The 20,896-nt window shown below is 42.0% G+C and carries 19 protein-coding genes and 1 riboswitch; of the genes, 10 read left to right on the plus strand and 9 right to left on the minus strand.

Going from position 1 to position 20,896, the window contains the following annotated elements:
- Nucleotides 1–555 precede the first annotated feature (555 nt).
- Together BW947_RS17045 and pepE are read right to left on the minus strand one after the other, a co-directional pair.
- On the minus strand, nucleotides 556–2,187 hold the full coding sequence (locus BW947_RS17045) for a glucan biosynthesis protein G (protein WP_076501819.1): 1,632 nt from the start codon (nucleotides 2,185–2,187) through the stop codon (nucleotides 556–558).
- A gap of 358 nt (nucleotides 2,188–2,545) precedes the next feature.
- Entirely contained in the window at nucleotides 2,546–3,256 is a 711-nt protein-coding gene (gene pepE, locus BW947_RS17050; RefSeq protein ID WP_076501821.1) for a dipeptidase PepE, read from the minus strand.
- 288 nt (nucleotides 3,257–3,544) lie between these two features.
- On the opposite strand from pepE, the gene htpX reads away from it, so the two are divergent.
- On the plus strand, nucleotides 3,545–4,408 hold the full coding sequence (gene htpX, locus BW947_RS17055; RefSeq protein ID WP_076501824.1) for a protease HtpX: 864 nt from the start codon (nucleotides 3,545–3,547) through the stop codon (nucleotides 4,406–4,408).
- Nucleotides 4,409–4,651: 243 nt separating this feature from the next.
- On the opposite strand, the gene BW947_RS17060 is transcribed toward htpX, so the two are convergent.
- From BW947_RS17060 to bepA, 4 genes are all read right to left on the minus strand, one after another.
- Nucleotides 4,652–6,610 (minus strand): hypothetical protein, encoded by a 1,959-nt coding sequence (locus BW947_RS17060; protein WP_076501827.1) that lies wholly within the window; start codon nucleotides 6,608–6,610, stop codon nucleotides 4,652–4,654.
- A gap of 298 nt (nucleotides 6,611–6,908) precedes the next feature.
- Nucleotides 6,909–7,283: a DUF2069 domain-containing protein gene (locus tag BW947_RS17065; protein ID WP_076501829.1), complete on the minus strand. Its 375-nt coding sequence runs from the start codon at nucleotides 7,281–7,283 to the stop codon at nucleotides 6,909–6,911.
- 35 nt (nucleotides 7,284–7,318) lie between these two features.
- A complete protein-coding gene (gene arsC / locus BW947_RS17070; protein WP_076501832.1) occupies nucleotides 7,319–7,669 on the minus strand; it encodes an arsenate reductase (glutaredoxin) in 351 nt (116 codons plus the stop codon).
- Nucleotides 7,670–7,795: 126 nt separating this feature from the next.
- Nucleotides 7,796–9,265, minus strand: a complete 1,470-nt coding sequence (bepA, locus tag BW947_RS17075) for a beta-barrel assembly-enhancing protease (protein ID WP_076501834.1) — start codon at nucleotides 9,263–9,265, stop codon at nucleotides 7,796–7,798.
- A 115-nt stretch (nucleotides 9,266–9,380) separates the two neighbouring features.
- Between bepA and BW947_RS17080 the strand changes: the two genes are divergently transcribed.
- The 3 genes from BW947_RS17080 (at nucleotide 9,381) to cctA (ending at nucleotide 11,769) form a co-directional block, all read left to right on the plus strand.
- Nucleotides 9,381–9,614, plus strand: coding sequence for a sulfurtransferase TusA family protein (locus BW947_RS17080; RefSeq protein WP_076501837.1), 234 nt, complete (start codon nucleotides 9,381–9,383; stop codon nucleotides 9,612–9,614).
- Between the two features lie 214 nt (nucleotides 9,615–9,828).
- Nucleotides 9,829–10,914, plus strand: a complete 1,086-nt coding sequence (locus BW947_RS17085) for an AI-2E family transporter (RefSeq protein WP_076501839.1) — start codon at nucleotides 9,829–9,831, stop codon at nucleotides 10,912–10,914.
- Nucleotides 10,915–11,418: 504 nt separating this feature from the next.
- A complete protein-coding gene (gene cctA, locus BW947_RS17090) occupies nucleotides 11,419–11,769 on the plus strand; it encodes a tetraheme c-type cytochrome CctA (RefSeq protein WP_076501841.1) in 351 nt (116 codons plus the stop codon).
- A gap of 106 nt (nucleotides 11,770–11,875) precedes the next feature.
- Here cctA and BW947_RS17095 read toward each other — a convergent pair whose 3' ends face one another.
- Nucleotides 11,876–12,622 (minus strand): cytochrome b/b6 domain-containing protein, encoded by a 747-nt coding sequence (locus BW947_RS17095; RefSeq protein WP_076501843.1) that lies wholly within the window; start codon nucleotides 12,620–12,622, stop codon nucleotides 11,876–11,878.
- Between the two features lie 292 nt (nucleotides 12,623–12,914).
- Between BW947_RS17095 and BW947_RS17100 the strand changes: the two genes are divergently transcribed.
- On the plus strand, nucleotides 12,915–13,550 hold the full coding sequence (locus BW947_RS17100; protein ID WP_076501845.1) for a LuxR C-terminal-related transcriptional regulator: 636 nt from the start codon (nucleotides 12,915–12,917) through the stop codon (nucleotides 13,548–13,550).
- A 104-nt stretch (nucleotides 13,551–13,654) separates the two neighbouring features.
- Here the strand turns inward: BW947_RS17100 and BW947_RS17105 are convergent, their stop codons facing one another.
- Nucleotides 13,655–15,421, minus strand: coding sequence for a M61 family metallopeptidase (locus BW947_RS17105; protein ID WP_076501847.1), 1,767 nt, complete (start codon nucleotides 15,419–15,421; stop codon nucleotides 13,655–13,657).
- 277 nt (nucleotides 15,422–15,698) lie between these two features.
- Here BW947_RS17105 and hinT point away from each other — a divergent pair, with 277 nt between their 5' ends.
- The 5 genes from hinT to tsgA all read left to right on the plus strand — a co-directional run bounded on the left by hinT (nucleotide 15,699) and on the right by tsgA (nucleotide 19,814).
- Nucleotides 15,699–16,052: a purine nucleoside phosphoramidase gene (gene hinT / locus BW947_RS17110; RefSeq protein ID WP_076501849.1), complete on the plus strand. Its 354-nt coding sequence runs from the start codon at nucleotides 15,699–15,701 to the stop codon at nucleotides 16,050–16,052.
- The gene (locus BW947_RS19110) at nucleotides 16,052–17,059 is read left to right on the plus strand and encodes a PaaI family thioesterase (protein WP_076501851.1); all 1,008 of its coding nucleotides are present in this window, start codon (nucleotides 16,052–16,054) and stop codon (nucleotides 17,057–17,059) included. The genes hinT and BW947_RS19110 overlap by 1 nt, the downstream gene beginning before the upstream one ends.
- 180 nt (nucleotides 17,060–17,239) lie before the next feature.
- A complete protein-coding gene (locus BW947_RS17120) occupies nucleotides 17,240–17,635 on the plus strand; it encodes a YcfL family putative periplasmic lipoprotein (RefSeq protein ID WP_076501853.1) in 396 nt (131 codons plus the stop codon).
- A 255-nt stretch (nucleotides 17,636–17,890) separates the two neighbouring features.
- A complete protein-coding gene (gene deoD, locus BW947_RS17125) occupies nucleotides 17,891–18,595 on the plus strand; it encodes a purine-nucleoside phosphorylase (RefSeq protein ID WP_076501854.1) in 705 nt (234 codons plus the stop codon).
- A 61-nt stretch (nucleotides 18,596–18,656) separates the two neighbouring features.
- Nucleotides 18,657–19,814 carry an MFS transporter TsgA gene (gene tsgA, locus BW947_RS17130; RefSeq protein ID WP_076501856.1) on the plus strand — a complete coding sequence of 386 codons (1,158 nt, stop codon included), beginning with the start codon at nucleotides 18,657–18,659 and terminating at the stop codon, nucleotides 19,812–19,814.
- A gap of 61 nt (nucleotides 19,815–19,875) precedes the next feature.
- On the opposite strand, the gene BW947_RS17135 is transcribed toward tsgA, so the two are convergent.
- The gene (locus tag BW947_RS17135) at nucleotides 19,876–20,556 is read right to left on the minus strand and encodes a Crp/Fnr family transcriptional regulator (RefSeq protein ID WP_076501858.1); all 681 of its coding nucleotides are present in this window, start codon (nucleotides 20,554–20,556) and stop codon (nucleotides 19,876–19,878) included.
- Nucleotides 20,557–20,752: 196 nt separating this feature from the next.
- Nucleotides 20,753–20,887, plus strand: a riboswitch (TPP riboswitch).
- Nucleotides 20,888–20,896: the final 9 nt, after the last annotated feature.

Below are 20,896 nucleotides of genomic sequence, written 5' to 3' on the forward strand. Positions count from 1 at the left end.
TATACCAGTCACATTAACTATCTAATCAGTTCAGAGCCTCACAGGTATTTCAATCCGAGGCGCATTGACGCAGAAATGGTTATTCCCTTTTAAGTCAATGCAACACGGGAGTGGGATGCCAGTGAGGCTCCCAAAGGGCGGCTGATTTAACTGCATGGCAACGCGCTTTATACTGCGTTTAAGTCTTTCGACAGAGCACCACTATGTCTTCAATCCTTCGCCTTGTCTAAAGCGCGTTGAACTCCCGCTGAATGAACAGATAGTTAATACGATTGGTATTATAGGTGGATGCGGTTAATTTTTTGATGCACCATTTTCTAAAAAACACTTTGGATATGCGCTGGATTGATAGGCGTGAGTTTATGTCTAGGTGGCTGGTAGAGGAGATAAAGTGCTTAAGCTAGCGCTTAATGAATAGCCAACAATAACATTAAATAATAAAAAAGCGTCAGTACATACTGACGCTTTAATCTATTCATTGGATATCAGCTAGTCGTATCAGTTTGTGTATTTAGACGTATAAATACACGTAAACTTCACGGCCATTAAATTTTACTATTGCCAATCGTCACTATTCCAACGGTATAACCAAGTGGCAGCCAGTGGCTTATCGCCTTTATTCAGTTGGACTCTTAATTCTGCCACATTGGTACTTTCTGGCTCAAAATTTAAGAATACCCTTGCACCGTTGATATCAGGGTGTGCCACTATTCGTGAAGAGATAATTTTACCTTTGCTAATACTGGCATCAATACGAATTTTATCAATATCTTGTGCGTTTATATTGCTGTAGTCGATCAGTAACTCTTTCCCTTTTGCAACAAGTTGTCCCTTTGAGCTACGAACAACACGCGCTTTAGACGCCGCTAAAGGACTGTCGTTTGATGCCGTCATCCGGTAGGAGTATTTGTAGGGCTGATCTTTCTTCAAGCCGCCTTGTGGCTCCCAATAGGTCACGATATTGTCGTTAGTTTCAGCATTAGAAGGGATTTCTAGTAATATAAGCTGTCCTTTTCCCCAATCATTAAGTGGCTCAATCCATGCTGAAGGTTTAAGTTGATAGTTTGCATCAAGATCTTGGTAGTCTTCAAATTTACGATGACGCTGAATTAATCCAAACCCCTTGATATCTTCATCACCAAATGCACTGATTTGCAATTTATTGGGATTATTTAACGGACGCCATAAACGTTCACCATTACCTCGGTCTACCTGTAGTCCATCTGAGTTATGAACCTGTGGACGATAATCAGGCTTATCTGAGGAATCTAAGCCACCATAGAGAAACATAGAGGTGAGAGGTGCTAGGCCAGCATGTGGGATATCACGACGAGGAAATAGAGTCACTTCAACTTCAACACGTGACGGTGAGCCTGGATAAATACCAAAACGATAGGCGCCAGTCACGCTTTGGCTATCGAGTAGGGCGTGTACCACAATGGCGGTTTGGTATTTAGATGGCCGTTCAACCCAAAAACGTTTAAACAACGGATATTCTTCGCCCTTAGGTTGCGCAACATCTATCGCTAATCCACGGTTTGATAAACCATAGGTTTGTCCTTTAGATAGGACACGAAAATAGCTCGCACCTTGAAACATGATAAATTCATCTTTCGTTTCATCATCGTTAATGGGGTAATGCAAGCGAACACCGGCATATTGTCCCACTTGGGTGATTAACTTTTCGATAGCATCATTAGGCACATCAAATGAAGCTTCTGTTAGCTCAATCGGGATCGCCTTGCTGTTTTCAACCACATCAATATCGACGAGGTTTTTATAAAGAAAACCTGGCGCAAACAATTGCACTGAAAACTTAGTGGGTGAGCCCCCCCAAATAGCGGCATTTTCTTGATAGTTTATCTTACTGTAAGTATCAAAATTTAGATCAATCAGTTCCTTCGGTGCCTTTTTAGCTTCTTTAAAGGGGGTTTGTGAGAGCTGTTCTGCCAGAGTGATAACCGTATCGTGGGAGAACGTCTCTATTTTTTTCTCTACCTTTTTCTCTGTTTTTTTCTCTGTTTTTTTCTCTGTTTTTTTCTCTGTGTTAGGTGCGGCCTGTGTGGTGGCGGCATTGACGTTATTTATCCCGACAACGGTAACAAAGGCTGTCAGGATGACAAAAGGTAATTTTTTCAATAATGCCGGATAACCGGTAGGGTAATTCATCACAAGATTCAGTCGCAAAATGGAAACTCCTTACTAAAATGACGCTGAGTCATAGGCACTATATAATAGGCTTCTGTTTATCTAATCTATAAATATTAATAACTTATCTTTTATTTTCACCTCAGTAGCGAGCGCCAACTTGCTGAGGCTGAAAATCAATTTTACCTGTGTATACAGATATTTGTAATAAAAATCACCGACAGTGCTATTTTGAGCAATCAAATATGTGCTCAATGGTATCAACGGCTCATACCCAGTTAGTACATTGCCTTATGTCCCTACGGTTTTGGCGTTATTCATTTTGTATATTGCCATTATTGGTGAATGGTGTGTTACGCGTTAATAAACCACTGTGTGGTTGACTCGGTAAAACAAATTATTTGAGTAAATGTGATAAATCAGTGCCCACGGGTATGGGGATTTCTTGCTGCTCACCACAGAATAAATACGCAGGCTTATCGCCTAATAATGATAATGTGTTTCCTTGGCGCCACAGCGCTGAGCCTTCAACGAGACCTATGACGGGTGTAATGGGATCGATTTTAGTGAACTCTAATAATCGTTGGGCACGGGTTTCACCATTATGGCCTGGTGCAAGGTAATTAGAATAATGTGGGTTTAATTGAAACGGCACAATTTTTAACCCGTTGAATGAAGGCGGCTCTATAATAGGCATGTCATTAGTGGTTCTAATGCTCAGCCCTGAGACGTTAGTGCCAGCGCTCCAGCCTATATAAGGTTTACCTTGGGCGACTTGCTCACTAATTAGCGCTACTAGGTCATGATGATACAATTGGTGTAATAGATGAAAAGTGTTACCACCACCTACCAATATTCCATCAGCATTTTTTATCGCCTGACGCGGATCTGGGTGCTGATGTATACCACTGATATCGAGTTGAAGTTCACTTAACCCCGTAACGACAGACGCTAAGTAAGTGTCATAACTCATACTGACACCTGCATAGGGGATAAAAATCCACTTTTGTGCTTGCGTCGTTAACGGTTTAATAAAAGGGATCGCGTGCGCAAGATAAGGCGTATCACCGACACGAGAACTACTGAGCAGTAGGGCATTAATGGTCATTTGTATATCTTCAAAGATTCAAGTGTACGAACATGTTAACAAAGATTAATCGTGATAAACATAGAGAAATAAAGCAAAATTCGTCTGTAACCCTTATAGCCGTTAGATTTAAGTTTTGATTAATAAAATATCCCTAGACTCACAAACCACCAAAAGCACTGTCTTTATCAATGTAAGGTAGGCTAATTTAAACACTTTTTATTTGTTAGCACTTGAATTTCAATTATTTGGACATATTATGTCTTTGAACAAAGTTAAATGGCACATTCTTGCCCTAAAGGAGCTGAAATGAAGCGTATATTTTTATTGATTGCGACTAACCTAGCCGTGTTGTTAGTCGCCTCAATTGTGATGTCTATTCTAGGCGTGAATACGTCGACTATGGGTGGGCTGTTAGTGTTCGCGGCTATTTTTGGATTCGGTGGGGCATTCATCAGCTTAGCCATTTCAAAATGGATGGCGAAAAAAACTATGGGTTGTGAAGTGATCACGACCCCGCGTGACAGCACTGAACGTTGGTTAGTGGATACGGTTGCTCGTCAAGCTAAACAAGCGGGAATTAAAATGCCCGAAGTGGCTGTTTATCAATCACCTGATATGAATGCTTTCGCTACAGGCCCAAGTAAAGACAATGCATTAGTAGCTGTAAGCACAGGCTTATTATATGGCATGAGCCAAGATGAAATCGAAGGCGTACTGGCCCATGAAGTAAGTCATGTTGCCAATGGTGATATGGTGACCTTGACACTGATCCAAGGTGTGGTGAATACCTTCGTAATCTTCGCAGCCCGTGTCGTTGCTGGCATTATCAATAACTTCGTGTCGAGCAGTGACGAAGAAGGCGAAGGTCTGGGTATGTTCGCTTACATGGCCGTGGTTTTCGTACTGGATATGTTATTCGGTATTTTGGCTTCCATTATTGTTGCTTACTTCTCACGTGTTCGTGAGTACAAAGCCGATGAAGGCGCGGCACGTTTAGCGGGTAAAGGTAAGATGATTGCTGCACTTGAGCGTTTACGCCAAGGTCCAGAAAGCACAGCAATGCCTGCACAAATGTCTGCCTTTGGTATTAACGGAAAGCGTTCAATGGCGGAAATAATGATGAGTCATCCTCCATTGGAAAAACGTATTGCTGCACTAAAGGCGATCTAAACGAAGCGTAATACTTGGCACCCAAAGTCACGGTATTGTCGATAATTTAGGATTAAATTATTAGTGTGGAAATAAGGCTTAAACATTTGTTTGAGCCTTATTTTTTTGGTTAATGCTAAGGGCGATTCGTTGCCATTAGAGGGCACAACATGCATAGATAAGAGCGACTTTGACGTATTTTACTTGGTGCTGTTTCAATGCCCAATATCAAAATAGTGTGTGGATTTATCACCTTGTTAGTACTTATTGCTGTGGATGACGGTGACGGTCGCCACTTAAACGAAGTTCAGGCTCAAAATGTGGTGTACTATCATTTACGGCGGTATTATTTAGGCTTTTAAGCTGCCTATTTGCTGGTGATATTGCAAGTGCTTGGCGCCAGCTTTGACCTTGTGTCATCGCGACAGGCTCGGGTAGGCTTTCAATCAAGCTGATGCCATTAAGTTCAGGTAATATTTCATCAATCACCAGCGCAGCGCGGTTTTCTAAGCTGTCATCGGCAATTCTACCTCTTTGTCCCCAATCAATCAGCAGCGTATCAGCGGTTAATACTGCCGGTTTATTGGTGACGGCAACATCACGCAATATTTGATAACGATAACTCATCATCGCTTCTTCAAACAGCATGGCTGTGTCTTCACGGGTACTGGAATAAGCATAGAAATCGCTAGCGATATCGGTCGAAAAGAAAGTGCTCACATCTGAGGGTTGGTAGGTTTTTTGTAGATTATTAGCCGCGCCGCCGAGGAAACTGACATTAGCAAGCCCTGTCATTTCAGTGCTCGATAATGGATAGTTTGTACTGACCTTATCTGAAATAAGGCTCTTATTCGCATTACGTCGACGGTAATCATCTAATAATCTCGGCCCTGCCAGTGAGGTATGTACACTGCGAGGAAAGAAATCATTGGCATGGGCGAGTTCGTGGTACAGCAAAGAGGCTAGATCGGGATTGATTTGCGCTAGTGTTCGGTATGCTCTGGCGGTAGCGGGGACGCTAAGTGAGGCATATTGATTATTTTTAACATAACGCCAAGGCATCATAAAATTGAGTTCATTACCAAAGTTACTACGGTAATCAGGCGCTTCATTGATAGTGTCACGTTGAATTGGTGTAAGCCATAAATCGTTAGGGTCGAGGTAAATCGCTCCAGTGACGACCCAATAGAAAGAAGGGCGTATATCATAGCTAATCACAATGGCAGTAACGGATTGTAATAAGCGGGCAAAATCGCTGTTAGGGTCCAACTGGGTTAAAAAGGCGGCAAAGTTATCACCCATCCAATCATGTGAAACCAGTACACGATCAAGAATGGTCTCATGATTGAGATCGTTTGATGTTTGGCCGATTAAAGGTAACTGATTGATAGTGCAGCTATCATTCAGCTGGTTGGAGTAAACACACTGACTTAATACATTAGCGTAAGGTGAAGATGGACGATAAGCATATGTGCGCGCGACTGGGGTATCAAAATAGCTTGAACTTATCGCAGGCGCCGCTGTTGTCAGGACAAAAACATCATCCTTGAGCTGATTGCCACTAATATTAGCACTCACTTTGAGACGAGTAAGCGTATCTTGGCTGATCGCTGGCGCAGTAAATAATGGCCTAAACGGATCGCTAATATCGACGTTCAAGTCTGGGCCAGATGCTACGCACCAAGAGATATTCACTGCACTTAATCCTGACTGTTGACCAAGTCTTAAGCTAACATTATTACCTTCAACCACTTGGTGATCTTGACGGGCATTAAGCATGCCAATAGCCGCATCGGCATTGATATCAATTTCACCGGTTACATCTAAATTATTACCTGTTACATGTAAGCTAAAACGATAGCTACCTGCTGCGGGAATATCAAAGGCTAATACGGGGCTATTTTGGCTGACTAATTCAATATTTTGACCATCAATTTGTTGCCAGAGGAAGCTTAAACTCTGACTATCCCGATTGGGTATATTGGCAATAATGGCACTGGATTGACCCGCCGTATAAGTTGACTCAGTTTGAAAGCGGATGGAGGAGGACGTTGTGATAATCAATGGCGCAATATTGTCAGTACAACGCAGTAATGAAACCGATGGTGGCGTTGTCCCACCATTATTAGGATTGTTACTATCCTCATCGCCCCCACCGCATGATATGAGTAGGCTAGAGCAGGCCACTAATGCCAACATTTTCTGTGATACCGACATTCCCATGACACTATTCTCCATTGTTAACTCGGCAGTGTTATTAGACTTCTGATGACACTTTACAAACGGGTACTTCAAGATGAGCACCTGACTATAGCATGGACAATAAGTTGCAAAAAGTAACGCCAATTATATTAAGTGTTAATTTTTATTGGATTAAAGGGGAGGCTGTCAATAAGGCGGGTACAGTACAGGTACAGATATTTAAATCGTTCTTAGTCGATGGCGTTTGGTGTTGTTCTATAAAAATACCGTTATACCCTAAAGGGTAGAACGGCATCTAAATTACACTGAGGCTAAAGAGTTATTCTTTAGATTTTTTCTTTAAGCCTAAGCCTAGTTCACGACCACGAATACGTGCGTAGAAAGGAAATGCGATGAGTAGTACACCAATCAATAATGCTTCGATTAAGGCAAAAGCGAAGGCATCAGTGGTCACATAAAGCAATGTCAGTGCATGTAACATATATAGGCACAGTACAAAACTTGCCCATGCAAAGGTATAAGGATTACCTTGGAAAATCCCTTTTACTGGCAGTAATAAAGGTACTATCCATAACAGGCTAAAGAGTAAGGAGTATTCGCCACTCATTCCTTGGCCAACAAACCAGCCGCTTAACAGCAGCACTAATGCAAAATAACCTAAACGGCTGAGGGTAAATAAAGCGTTGGACGTCATTATGTCTACCTAACGGTTAAAAATAGCGGCAAGGGTTAAAGAATCGCGAGCACATTCTCAGGAGGGCGACCAATCACGGCGCGTTGATTGGCGAGCACAATAGGGCGCTCAAGCAGTTTAGGCGTGTTCACCATGGCTTCAATCAGTTGCGTTTCCGTTAGCGAGGTGTCGGCAAGCCCTAAGGTTTGATATTCAGTTTCCTTAGTACGCATTAGTTCACGTGCACTGAGGCCCAATTTAGTCAGAATATCGCTGATCTCTTTAGCCGTTGGCGGATTTTTTAAATACTCCACCACGTTAATATCACAACCTTGTTGCTCGAGTAGGGTTAAGGTTTCGCGGCTTTTTGAACAACGTGGATTATGGTAAATCGTCGCTTGGGTCATAGTGGGAGTGGCTCAATACGGGCTGAAATAATAATGGGCGAATAATAACAGAAAAAACAACGCCCCGTCAGTGTGTTCGGGGCGTAGATTATATTAACACCGCTTTACTCGGTGAAAAATAACGGCTTATTTAAGCGCATCCATTTGTTTGTCTGCAATTTTAAATTGACGGATCCGTGCTTCAATCCGCGCGAGCTGTAATGGGTTACTTTCGGAAGCTCGATAGGCAAAGTTCAATTGATCAATTGCACCCTTATAGTTTGCGCCTAATGCCATAAGCTCAGCAGTAGAAAAATGTTCCAAAGCTTGATTGCCGGTTTTTTTGTAAACAGTGGCTAATAATTGGTAAGGCAGTTGATTCTGTTTATCGAGGAAAATCATATCCTCCAGCAAAGGGATTGCTTTAGATGCCTGATCGGCTTCGATATACATATTGGCTAAGTTAGCATTAATTACTTGAGACGTCGGTTTAATTTTACGCTGAGCCTCGAGCATTGTAATCGCGTTCTTATAGTCTTTACGTTCGATGAATAAGTCGGATTTAGTATCGATATAAAACAGATTGTTGTCATCAATTTTTAACAAACTGTCAATAATTTTCTCGGACTCATCAAACTTTTTTAATCTAAATAATGCTAGCGCTTTGCCATAGAGTGCGGCTTCTTTAAAGCTATAGGTTTGTTTGTTCAACTGCCTTTCAAACATGCTCAATACGGCTTCGTCGCTATAGCTAGAAAAACGTACTTGAATACGTGCTTTCGCCAGTTGGAAGTTAAGGTGGTCAGGGACATAGCGTTTAGGGTATTGCTCCGCGCGGTTTCTGGCCTCTGTGATGCGTGACTCTGGTAATGGGTGAGTTAGCAACATTTGCGGCGGGGTCGTGGTAAAGCGATAACGACTGGCTAATTTACCAAAAAAATCTGCAGAAGCATTGGGATCAAAGCCCGCATCTACTAAAATTTGCATCCCGATACGATCTGCTTCCTTTTCATGTAAACGGGTATAGTTAATTCTTGATTGTGTCGACATTGCTTGTGTTGTTGCGAGCGCAGCCATACCCGCTTGCGGTACTGCGATGGTTAATAAAATAGCGCCGAGTAAACCCGCAATCGTCGCAGGATTACTTTTCTGTTGTGCTTCGAGCGAGCGGGCAAGGTGACGTTGGGTAACGTGGGTGATTTCGTGACCTAGTACTGAGGCCAGTTCGCTTTCATTGTCGGCATTAAGAAATAGCCCCGTATGCACGGCCACGTGGCCACCAAAAAAGGCAAAGGCGTTGATTTCATCGTTTTGTAACAGGAAGAAATAAAAGGGCGTTTTTACCCCTGTGGCATGGGCGACCAGTTTGTTACCTAATTCGGTAAGATATTGGCTCAACACGGGATCGTTTAATATTGGCGCCGAGGAACGAATGACGCGCATATAGGCATCACCGTACACCATTTCTTTTTCAAGGCTAAAAGTATTGACGGCGGCTGTGCCTAAGTCTGGTAAGTCATTGTTTGAAAAGCTTTTGGCGGCGAATGTCAATAGCATCAAAGAAAGTGCGCCTGCAACAAAAGGTTTTAATCGAGTCAAAAAAGTCAAATTACGCAAGCGGATCCTTTATATTTTCTAATGATCTTTGCTAAAGGCAAAGATGCTGCACTGAGCTTGTAGTTTAAGTGGCAACTTAGGATAATAGCCCAAGTTCATCTATAGCAAGTTCATTATGATTTTTATTGATTTAACGCTATTTCGTTGCCCTGTCCCTTTAGTGAAAATGAAGCTTGCATTAAAGCCAATGCGAGATGGTGAACAATTGCATATCTTACTCTCTGACTCAGGTTCGCGGCGAGATGTTCCCCAATATTTAAAAAAACAAGGTCATGTCGTCCAAGAGTTGCGTAATGATACAAGTCTGTTAGCCTTGGTGGTCACTAAAGTTGACCCATCTCTAGGATAAATTTAGACTTTGTATGTTTAAATTCTATTCGTGTCGATGACGTCACTTAACATGAACTTAGTATCAGTTTAATCGCGTTATTCATTATTTGGGTTCTTAGCTGCCATGGAGCAATTGGATGTTATAGTGAGGCATAAAAAGCCTTCTATAACACGGTAATAAACCTCCTAAAGCGTTTTAGAAGCTTAAGCCCGTTATCATTATTGGAATCCCCATGCTTACAGTTTTTTCTCGTTGGTATAAAGAACGCTTTAGTGATCCACAAGCGGTTACCCTAATGGCTATTCTTGTGGGATTCGCGCTGGTACTTTATTTTGCCGCCGGTTTACTCGCGCCCTTATTAGTTGCACTGGTTTTAGCCTTTCTGCTGGATTGGCCGGTTACTCAAATGCTGAAATTAGGCATTAATCGTACCGCGGGTGCATCTCTAGTGATTGTATTATTTTTAGGGATAGTGGTGTTACTGACGTTTGGCTTAATCCCGAGCGTGTGGCGCCAAGGTGTGAGTTTAATTACTGATTTACCGAGCATGATAGACAAAGGAATGCAAACGGTACAAATGCTGATCAATCAATATCCGCAATTTATCAATCCAGAACAGTTAGATCTGATGGTGGGCGAACTAAAAAAGTTGCTCGATACCCAGCATGTATTAGATATTGCTAAGCAGTTAATTGGTTACTCCGCCTCTTTATTAGTGTTGATGGTATACGCGATTTTAGTGCCGTTATTAGTTTTTTTCTTTTTAAAAGACAAGCATCAATTGATCAATGGCAGCAAACGTTTTTTCCCTGCCAACCGCCAGTTAGCACGTAAAGTGTGGTTTGAGATGCATCAACAAATCTTTAATTATATCCGCGGCAAAGTGATTGAAATAGTGGTTGTTGGTGTCGCAACTTATATTCTGTTTGCTTTAATGGGACTGAGATATTCAGTTTTATTAAGTGTGTTAACCGGTTTATCGGTATTGATCCCCTACGTTGGTGCAACATTGGTGACGTTGCCTATCACGTTAGTGGCATTTTTTCAGTGGGGCTTTAGTTCTGAATTTGGCTATTTAATGTTGGGCTATGGCATTATTCAGGGGTTAGACGGTAACTTACTGGTACCTCTTTTATTTTCCGATGCGGTGGATTTACATCCGGTGATCATCATAGCGGCTGTTTTAGTTTTTGGCGGTTTATGGGGTGTTTGGGGCGTGTTTTTTGCTATCCCATTAGCCTCACTAGTTAAAGCTGTGATTAACGCTTGGCCTAAAACTGAAGTTGAAACGAATCAGTCATCGGGTGTCAGTTATTAATGGTTCTCCATTGAACGCTTAGTTGGCTCAATTTTCCTTGTTCAAGCTGAATAAATTCAGTGAGTATAGTTTTAAATATAACTTGGTACTTAAGATGAGTGCCAGAGGTGGTATGTGTAACTAGGCCTTTAAAATAACCCATCAAGCATTATCTCTTATATTTCCTCGTTATAGCATCTGATTGCTTTGCGTTGTCATTTTGCTGGCCCAAAATGCTATTTTGGAATTTATGGCACTTATTTAACCTTAATTATAATAAGGGTTTACATTCCGTAGGTTATAAAGTTGTATAAGTGTAAAATCCTCATGTAAGCATGTGGTTACATGATATAGCGCACATTTTACTCTTGAGTATATTGATAAAGTGACAGGGCTTAGTCACAGGTTGCTTATTTGTACATCCTTCACTAAGTTATATTGAGTCGTGCTGTTTATTTTTGGTTGCGAGATGGAAGTCACTCTGACAAGAATTTCCACTGACAATCGCCATTGGAGGATACTATTGTGAGCAAAAAACTATTAAGTGCGCTTTTCGGTGCAAGTCTCGCAGCGCTAGCGCTGTCGCCAACTGCATTTGCTGCGGATCAAAAACTGTCTGATTTTCATGCGGAATCAGGTGGATGTGAAAGTTGTCATAAAGATGGTACACCTTCTGCGGACGGTGCTTTTGAATTTGAACAGTGCCAAAGCTGTCACGGTTCTCTTGCTGAAATGGATGCAGTACATAAGCCACATGACGGCAATTTAGTTTGTGCTGACTGCCATGCGGTTCATGACATGAACGTAGGTGAAAAACCAACGTGTGAAAGCTGTCACGATGATGGTCGTACTCCAGGATCTATTCTGAAAAAATAACTTGAAATCGTGAGCATCTAATACATTGGTGCATACCTTCAAGTCGATATAATAACGCCAGCAATTTGCTGGCGTTATTTGTATCAACTATCCGCTAGTTATAAAATCACTCGTCTTTAGGTTGGCCTTGAATCATTTTTTTACCTGAAAACATGGCTGAAATAATCCCAGGTTGACGTTTAACTTCAGTATAAATCACGGCGAAAATGTGTAATAAAATGAGCAGTAATAGTAAGTACACTGCATAGACGTGAACTTCACCGGCCAATCCCTTGAACGGTTTTATCGTAGCGGCTTTCTCGACATTAACCCCAGTTGCATCGTAGGGTTGTAAACTTGCAGGGTCGACATTCGACTCCGCTAGATAGCTTTGTATCGCACCGCCTAATGGTGGATAGTAAATATCGGTACCAGCCCGAAAAAGTCCCGTTAGCATTATCGTGACTAATAACAGCATAATCGCCAATACAGCAAATTTCCCCTTTGGATTATGGCCTAAATACTGCGGATTTTTACCTGCTGCGAGTTCGGACTTGTAGAGCATTAAGTCACTTTTCGTTTTTGCATTAGGCAATATATGGCTAAAACGCGCATATTTATTACCGACAAAACCCCACACGAGGCGAACAATAAGATTTAATGCAAATGCATAACCTATGCATACATGTAACGTTTTTAAGCCAATCTTGCCTGTTAGCTCCGTTATACCCAACTCAGAGCGATACATCATGATGCCTCCCACTAAAACAAGTGCGAGTACCAGAATGACGTTGACCCAATGAAATAAGCGGGTGGGTTTATCCCATACGGCATAGGATTTTATTTCTATGTTAGTGACTTTATGGTTAGGCATGGAATTTCCTTGTGTTGTGTATGGACTTTATCTTACGCTCTTATCTGCATATTTGAGTGGTTTTTTCAGTTTAAATTAAGATTACTGTTTGAGAATGCAGCGTATGAAAACACTCGTATTTTAAATGCGCGTACGGTAAATATTTATTCTGTAAGTCTTTTTAATCTGTTTTATCTAATGATACTATTCAGTTAATGTAGACTTGGATGTTTATAGAACAGATGCGAAATTGCATTGAGAGGATCGAGGATTCTCGGAGTAACAATCGTTAGTCAGACAGGGAGTGAGCAGGATGTTCAAAATATTACACTGGATTGTAGTGTCACGATCGCAAGTTTTAATCGAACTATTAGCAGGACGCTGGCCACAGGAGTTTCTTGTTAAGTTGACTCAAGTAAACCCAGATACAATATGTGAGCACGTTAAGGATAACCACGCCTCTATGGTAGTGATTGATTTAGCTACTGTCGAACTTCAAAAAGCCTATCAATTTCAACGTTTACTGGCCCGCGAACATCCCAGTGTGCGGGTTGTCTATTTACATTTCCCCAAACAAGTCGATGCCCGTTTTTTAATGCAAGCAACCACAACTGCTGGGGTATTTTCCCTCGAAACCGGATTAGCTGAGATCAGCCTTGGGCTGTCGAATATTTTACGAGGTCATAGAGTATTTCCTATTCAGCTAATTAATGGGGTGAATGATGATTTTGGTCTATTTGAAGATACTGAACCACTGACAATACGTGAGCGAGAGGTGTTGCAGGCTCTATTAACGGGAAGTACTAACTTAGACATAGCGAATCAATTGTTTGTGAGTGAAAGTACAATAAAAACGCATTTGTACCGCGTCTTTCGTAAGATTGGCGTGTCAAGCCGTGGCCAAGCCATTGCTTGGGCACAGACTCATTTACATGATGTGCTGGTTTAAAGCGATATGCTCTGACATTAAAGCTTCAGTGTGCTGTATGTGAAACAATAAAAGGGCCAATGACCCTTTTATTGTTTTTACCGTGGTATTAAATAAGGCCGATATTAGCGTCCAAGCCAAGCGGCTATTTTGCTGTTATCACGTACCAACAGGGCGACGGTATCTTTTAGCGCAGCGGTAATTACTAACTCACCCGTCATTAACTCATCTCGTCTAAACCAATGTAAGTTTATCGCTTCTCCAAGAGAATAGTGCTGTAGCTGCGCCTCAAATTGCGCGTTGACTTGTAAGTTATCCGCGGCGATTAAGTTATCTCCAGCGCTCAAACCTGCAAAGTGAGCTGGGCTACCTTGGGCTACGCTGACGATTTTTAATCCCATTGGCGCAGCTTGAGTTTTTGCGCCAAAAGCAATCTTATAACCTTTATGTTGTGTACCACCTACATCTTGCGGGCCCTGACTCGCGCGAAGGGTAAAGTCGACGCCAAATTCAGCTAGTAGCGGCGCAAGAGGAATATCATCAGTATTATCTAAATAGGCAAAGATAGCGTGGCAATCACGATTAAGTAGCCGCTCAACAATCGCTTGGTGGCATTGATCTGTAGTGCCTTTATTTTGTAGTGCGTATTCTTGCCACAATATTCGCATTACATCATCGAGGCTGTATTGGCCTTGGGTTTCACTGCGCAGGATTAAATCCAAATACAGTGCGAACAGCGCGCCCTTCGTGTAATAGCTAATAATGGCATTTTGGGCATTTTCATCTTGCTTATAAAACTTGGTCCAGGCATTAAAACTGGCGTCTTTAATGGTTTGTTTAAAGCGACCTTGGCTGCGATACACGCGGGTAAAGGTTTCGCTGAGCATATCCAGATAATCCTGTTGATTAACACGTCCAGCCCGGTAGGTTAGAAAGTCATCGTAATAAGAGGTGATCCCCTCATAGGCCCACAGTTGCGGTGTATAGGTTTCGGCATCGAGTTTATAAGGCAAAAAACATTCTGGCTTAATACGTTTAACATTCCAGCTGTGAAAATACTCGTGACTACATAACGATAAATAGGTGCGGTAATCATTATTAATAGGCGCATCTAGGGTGAGCGGTAAGTCTTTACGTGAACACATTAATGCCGTTGATGCCCTATGTTCTAGGCCACCAAAACCGTTGTCTAGTACAGTGGTCATAAATAGATAACGCTTAAAAGGTGCAGGGGTACCAAACAGGTTAATTTGATACTCGCAAATGGCTTTTAAGTCTTGGCAAAGTCTTGGCATGCAGGCGCGGTGGCGACCATTTAGCACGATATCATGTTGCACACCGCAGGCATCAAAACTGGCAAGGCTAAATAAGCCCATTTCAACGGGATGATCGATAAGCTCATCATAACTCTCGGCCGAAAATTGGCCAAAAGCAAAATCATCGCCATTAAGTCTGGTCATGCTGGTGGCAAGGCGCCAGTCACTTAATGATGACTCCGTTGGCGGCAATATAGTGACAGTGTGCGGACTATCTTCAACACCGTGGACGGCTAAAAATACGCTACTGCCATTAAAGAATCCATGGGTCATATCTAAATGTGCGGTACGCACCGATAGATCCCAAGCATACACTTGGTAAGTTAGCGTTATTTCAAGGCTACTATTGTCAACCGACCAAGTTTGCTTATCTAATTGTGTGAGCTTAAGGGGTTGTCCCTGCTTATCTTGGGCTTTGAGCTCGATAATGTTTTTTGCAAAATCACGCACCATATAACTGCCAGGTAACCACGCGGGAAGGCTAAAAACCTGTACTGATTTTGGTTGGCGCAGTGTCATTGTCACTGCAAATAAGTGGGCTTTCGGATCAAGTGGAATTATCTGATAGTGGATCATAGTTATCCTGCAAAACCTAAATGTTTTAATGGTGGCCATGCTGCCAAAAATACCCGTAACAGGCAAATAAAAGCGTAAATCTCTATCAATACAAAGCGTTTAATGACTCTTGCCAGACTCCTCAATCTGTATCTTTTTTGTATACTGCATTTTTTATTATGTTCATATAAAAGGGAAGTCGCATGTGCCAAATGTCGATATTATCGTGAGTGCTAAACTCGCATTTCGCGCTGACTTCAGTATATGATACAGGTAATTAACCCTAGGAGGACGCCCCATGGCCGAAGAAACGATTTTCAGCAAAATAATTCGTCGTGAAATTCCCGCAGATATTTTGTATCAAGATGAATTAGTCACCGCGTTTAGGGATATTTCGCCTAAGGCGCCGACCCATATTCTGATAGTACCTAATCATTTAATCCCTACGGCTAACGACATGAAAGCCTCAGATGAGTTAGCGCTGGGTCGTATGATGACAGTGGCGGCTAAATTGGCAGCCGAGGCTGGGATAGCTGAAAATGGCTACCGATTGATTATGAACTGCAATCAACATGGTGGACAAGAGGTGTACCATATTCATATCCACCTTGTTGGTGGTGAACCTTTGGGCCCTATGTTGAGCCAAGGTTAATGAAATTAAATACCGACTTTTTTCCACTAACACAAATGGCGCAGCGATTTGTGGATCAACTGGCGCAGTGTCGCAGGCTTGGTTTAAGCGTACTTGAGGCAAGCGAGCACCACGTGCTGATTGAACTGCCCTACAGCACTGAATTAATTGGTTATCCTGACACGGGGGTCATTCACGGTGGGGTGATTACTACTTTGATGGATACCGCTTGTGGTAGTGCGGTGGTCAGTGCCATTTATCAAAAATATCAATCATTAGAAATTTCACCCACGTTAGATTTACGGGTGGATTATATGAAACCCGCCCAGCCACATAAACCCGTATATGGCTTTGCAGAGTGCTATCGATTGTCATCGAATATTGCCTTTACCCGCGCGATTGCTTATCAAGACAGCATTGATCAGCCTATTGCTCACGCGGTAGGGTCTTTTATGCGCATAAGCCCTGAAATGGTGGGTGATGCCTTTAGGCAAGCACTGATGGGCGAAACTGACACAACGATAGGCGCGGTGAGTAAAACTCGCTTACCACTGGAGCCTGGAGCTCCATCACAAAGTATGCCTGTTACAGCTCCAATAGATGTGCAAGGCATTGTAAAGCGAGCTACTGAGCTTAATGACTTTGGGCATTTGCTCGAGCATGTGCCTTATGCCAAATTTATTGGCATGAAGGTTGAGCGTTTTGGTGATGAACTGATTTTTAAACTGCCGGCTAAAGATGACAATATTGGCAATCCGGTGTTACCCGCTATCCATGGCGGCGTGATTGCTGGGTTTATGGAAATGTCAGCGATTGTACAATTAATGGTCTTTATGCAAACGGCAAAGGTGCCTAAAGTTGTCGATTTCTCAATTGATTATTTGCGTGCGGGTTTGCTTAAGGATAGCTTTGTAGAATGTCGGATAACCCGTCAGGGGCGACGTGTTGCCAACGTAAACATTAGTTGCTGGCAGACAAACCGTAAACAGTTAATTGCTACCGCGCGGGCGCACTTTTTGATAGATTAACCTTCAATCCATTGCTGATGATTATTGCGCCTTAACAAGGTAAGTCTGAGCAATGAACTATGAATGCTTAAGCTTAACGTAATGTTAAAACATGGGTTTAGTTGAGTACGATTAGCGGTAGGTTTACTGTAAAATGATGCGCATTGGCTGCGTATTTTGTGGCGTGACAAGGAGAGAGAAATGAAGCAAATTTATAGCGGATTAATATTGGCCGCCGCACTAGCATTAGGCGCCTGCGCCTCGCATACTGCGGGTATTTCAGTGAATTCTCAGGGCGAAACACGCGTAGACAACAGTAGCTTTGCTCGTAATATCGCCGTTGAAAGTGTTGATGCACGCCGTATTGCCGATGTAATACAAGCATCGGCGCTAGTGGTAAGTAAGTCGTCAATCGATATGCGTGTGCAGTATAAGTTTACTTGGTACGACGCCAGTGGCTTTACCATTGAAGATGAAGCGACCAGTTGGAAATCAGTTAAGTTGCACGGTAAGCAACAACTGCAAGTCACAGCAGTGGCGCCAAACAGTCAAGCTGTTAGATTTGATGTGTATGTGCGCGAAACCTTTTCAAACTAATTATCTGAGTTTTGGCCATATCGCTTTAATGTCGCATCAGGAAGGGCGGTTGTTTTAGCCTGCGATTAATGCCCCATTTCCAATATAATATTTTCTTGGCTTGGCTCTTAGTAGAGGCAAGCCATTTTTATTGGGTAAAAATCAATCATCAACGAGGTATTAAATACGCATGTGAGTATTAAATCCGGACATTAGTCCTAAAAACATTCTTTAATTGGATACTACTATCAGAGTATTCAACATGAGGATATAAACATGACAGCCCATATTAATGCTCAACCCAATGATTTTGCAGAAACAATAATTATGCCCGGTGACCCTCTGCGGGCAAAATATATTGCAGAAACTTATCTTGATGATGCTGTTGAAGTGACCAATGTGCGTAATATGCTAGGTTATACGGGGTTTTATCAGGGACAACGTATTTCGGTGATGGGCCATGGTATGGGCATTTCATCGATGGTGCTTTATGGACATGAGTTAATTAATTATTTTGGCGTTAAACGTATTATTCGCATTGGCAGTTTAGGTGCGACGCAAAAGCATGTACATATGCGCGATGTGATTTTAGCGCAGGCAGCGGGTACTGACTCTCCAACTAATGCTAAACGCAGTAGCGGTTATCAGATGGCCACGTCGGCGACGTTTTCCTTGCTACATAAAGCGTATACCAAAGCGAATGAAAAGGGCATTAGTGTTAAGGTCGGTAATATTTTTAGTGGTGATCTTTATTACGATCCAGATGAAGATATGATCCCCGCCTTAGAGCGTTTTGGGGTGCTCGGTGTTGATATGGAAGTCGCAGGTCTTTATGGTTTATCACATCAATTTGGCATCGAATCACTGGCTATTTTAACAGTTTCTGACCACTGTTTAACCGGCGAAGAAACGACCGCTGAAGAACGTCAACTATCCTTTAATAATATGATTGAGCTCGCATTAGCAACGGCGCTTAACTAAATAGTTAGGTGCTTTTTGGCGCTTAATTTTTGTACCCTAATTTCACTCATGGAGTGACAAAATGAATAATAAAATAACATTAACGGCCATTAGTTTTCTTGCCAACTTTATTATGGCAGGCTTTGCGACACAATTCGGTATGTTGATTGAACCCATTGCGGAGAAGTTTTCCGCCAATGTGAACGAAGTAGCTTCTATATTTTCACTGCTCAATGGCGGGGCTTTAGCAGGAACAATTGCGGCTTTTTTCTTTATTGAAAAAATAGGTATTAAAAGAATTACCCTCATAAGCTATAGCTTAATTGGACTGTGTGCGGTGGTATTACATTTCACGACATCACTCCAATGGGTGATGTTCGCAATGACGCTAATCGGCTTTTGTGGGGGAATAGGATTATGTATTGCCGGTACTATTGTTGTGTCTGTATGGCAAGAAAAACTGCAAAGTACGATGTTAGTGGTGCAAGATGCCACGTTTAATATCGCCGGTGTTATCTTTCCTTTAATTACCACTTATGCACTGACTCACTCATTATCATGGAGTTACAGTTATTTAGCAGTAGGTTTAGTTGCACTAGGCACAGTTATGCTTACGTTATTTACTAATTTCGCACTATGCGAGCAGGGCACTCAGGCAGAAGATAAACAAAAATCTGAATGGAACCTGGGAATTATTAGCGGTGGAGTGGGCTTATTTTTAGGCATGTTGGCCCTGTATACATTTTTAACTTGGGCGCCTTTATTTGTAAAACAAAAGTTTAATATTCCCTTTGAGGATGCAGGTAACATCATTACCCAGTATTGGTCTGCTGCTTTAATTGGCGCCTTAATTTCAACGCTTATAGTAACTCGCGTTAAAATAAATCACTTCTTATTAGCGATTATTACTTTGGCTATGGTGATTACCGCGGCGATTGTTACTACCGATAATATTGAATGGGTCGGTTATTTAACCTATGGCTATGGTTTCGTCTGTGCGGCCTTATATAACGCATTTATTGCTTATGGTGTGTCTTTTGTTAAAAAAGCCAGCGGTAAGAATGTGTCTTACATCTTAATTAGCGGTAGTGCGGGGGCGATGTTTAGTCCTGCGATAAGCTCCATGTTTGAGCAGATAATTGGATTACAGACAGTCATGTATGTTATTCCATTATTTTATGCTGTGATTTTAAGCTTGTTGATTGTTTCTAGCCGGATGAAACCCCATTTAAGTGCGTAAGTGGCTTATCTAAAATGTTAACCAGGGTGATTGTTAAATCGAGCAGAGTTTAACAATCCCCTTATTTACCTTCTTCAACGAACGCTTTTAAAGCATTAAGATCCAAAATACGAATACTGTCCTTTTCCCGCTCAATTAAACCCAACTCTTCAAGATTTTTTATTGCTCGTCGGTAAACTCTATCGGTGGTAGCGAAACGTTCAGCCTCTAAATAACGTTTCGTAAACCCATCCACAGGTAAGTCATTTAAGTGCTGATGATAAAGATCAAAGGCAATGTTATAGCTAATTGGATACAGCATACGTCGAGTAAAAATATCGACAGTATCCTGATAATCGATAGCCATGGCACTGGCAAAAAACAGCGCCAATTGTGGATGTTGTGTGAGCGAAAGTTGCAGTTTGTCACCACTAATAATAGCAATCTCTAAAGGCTCATTCGCTATGATGTCAAGCTGGCAACGATACTGGGTAAAAAACTCCATTTCGCCAAATAATTGTGAGTCACAATTCATCGTACCTAGTTGAAAGCTCCGTCCATTTCTGGCGGTATGGCCTAGGGAGACGCGACCTTGCTTCACAAACACGAGCGATGAAAAAGCTTGCCCTTGTGTCATCAGGTGTACACCTTTTTTCAATGCTTTAGTTTCGGTGACGCATTCCATAATGACCCGTTCAATTAAGGGATAATCTTGTTCCCATCGTTGGTTAAAGCGTCCTTTAGCCAGTGGTTTTAGCTGCATAAACAATCTCTCAATTATTGCGATAGCGGGAGTTTACAGCATTATGCTTTAAGGCGGCTAAATTCACAGGGTATGAGCCACAGTGTTAATCAATTAATGGATAAATGTTCGTATTTGATGTGTGAACTTAAGCCACATGGTTGATTTTTTTAAACATAGATATGTCTGTCATCCTCTGGCATTACTCAGTATACTCATGTCTGCCAAGGGGTGTTTGTCGTCAATTAATGTTAATAATTAATATGAGTGACTGCAAACTGAGATGTCTTTCGACAAACCCTTAGAACCTGATCCGGCTCATACCGGCGTAGGAATGGGCCAATCAACAGCACACTTCTGA

The sequence above is a fragment of the Shewanella morhuae genome (assembly GCF_900156405.1).
GTDB lineage: Bacteria > Pseudomonadota > Gammaproteobacteria > Enterobacterales > Shewanellaceae > Shewanella > Shewanella morhuae.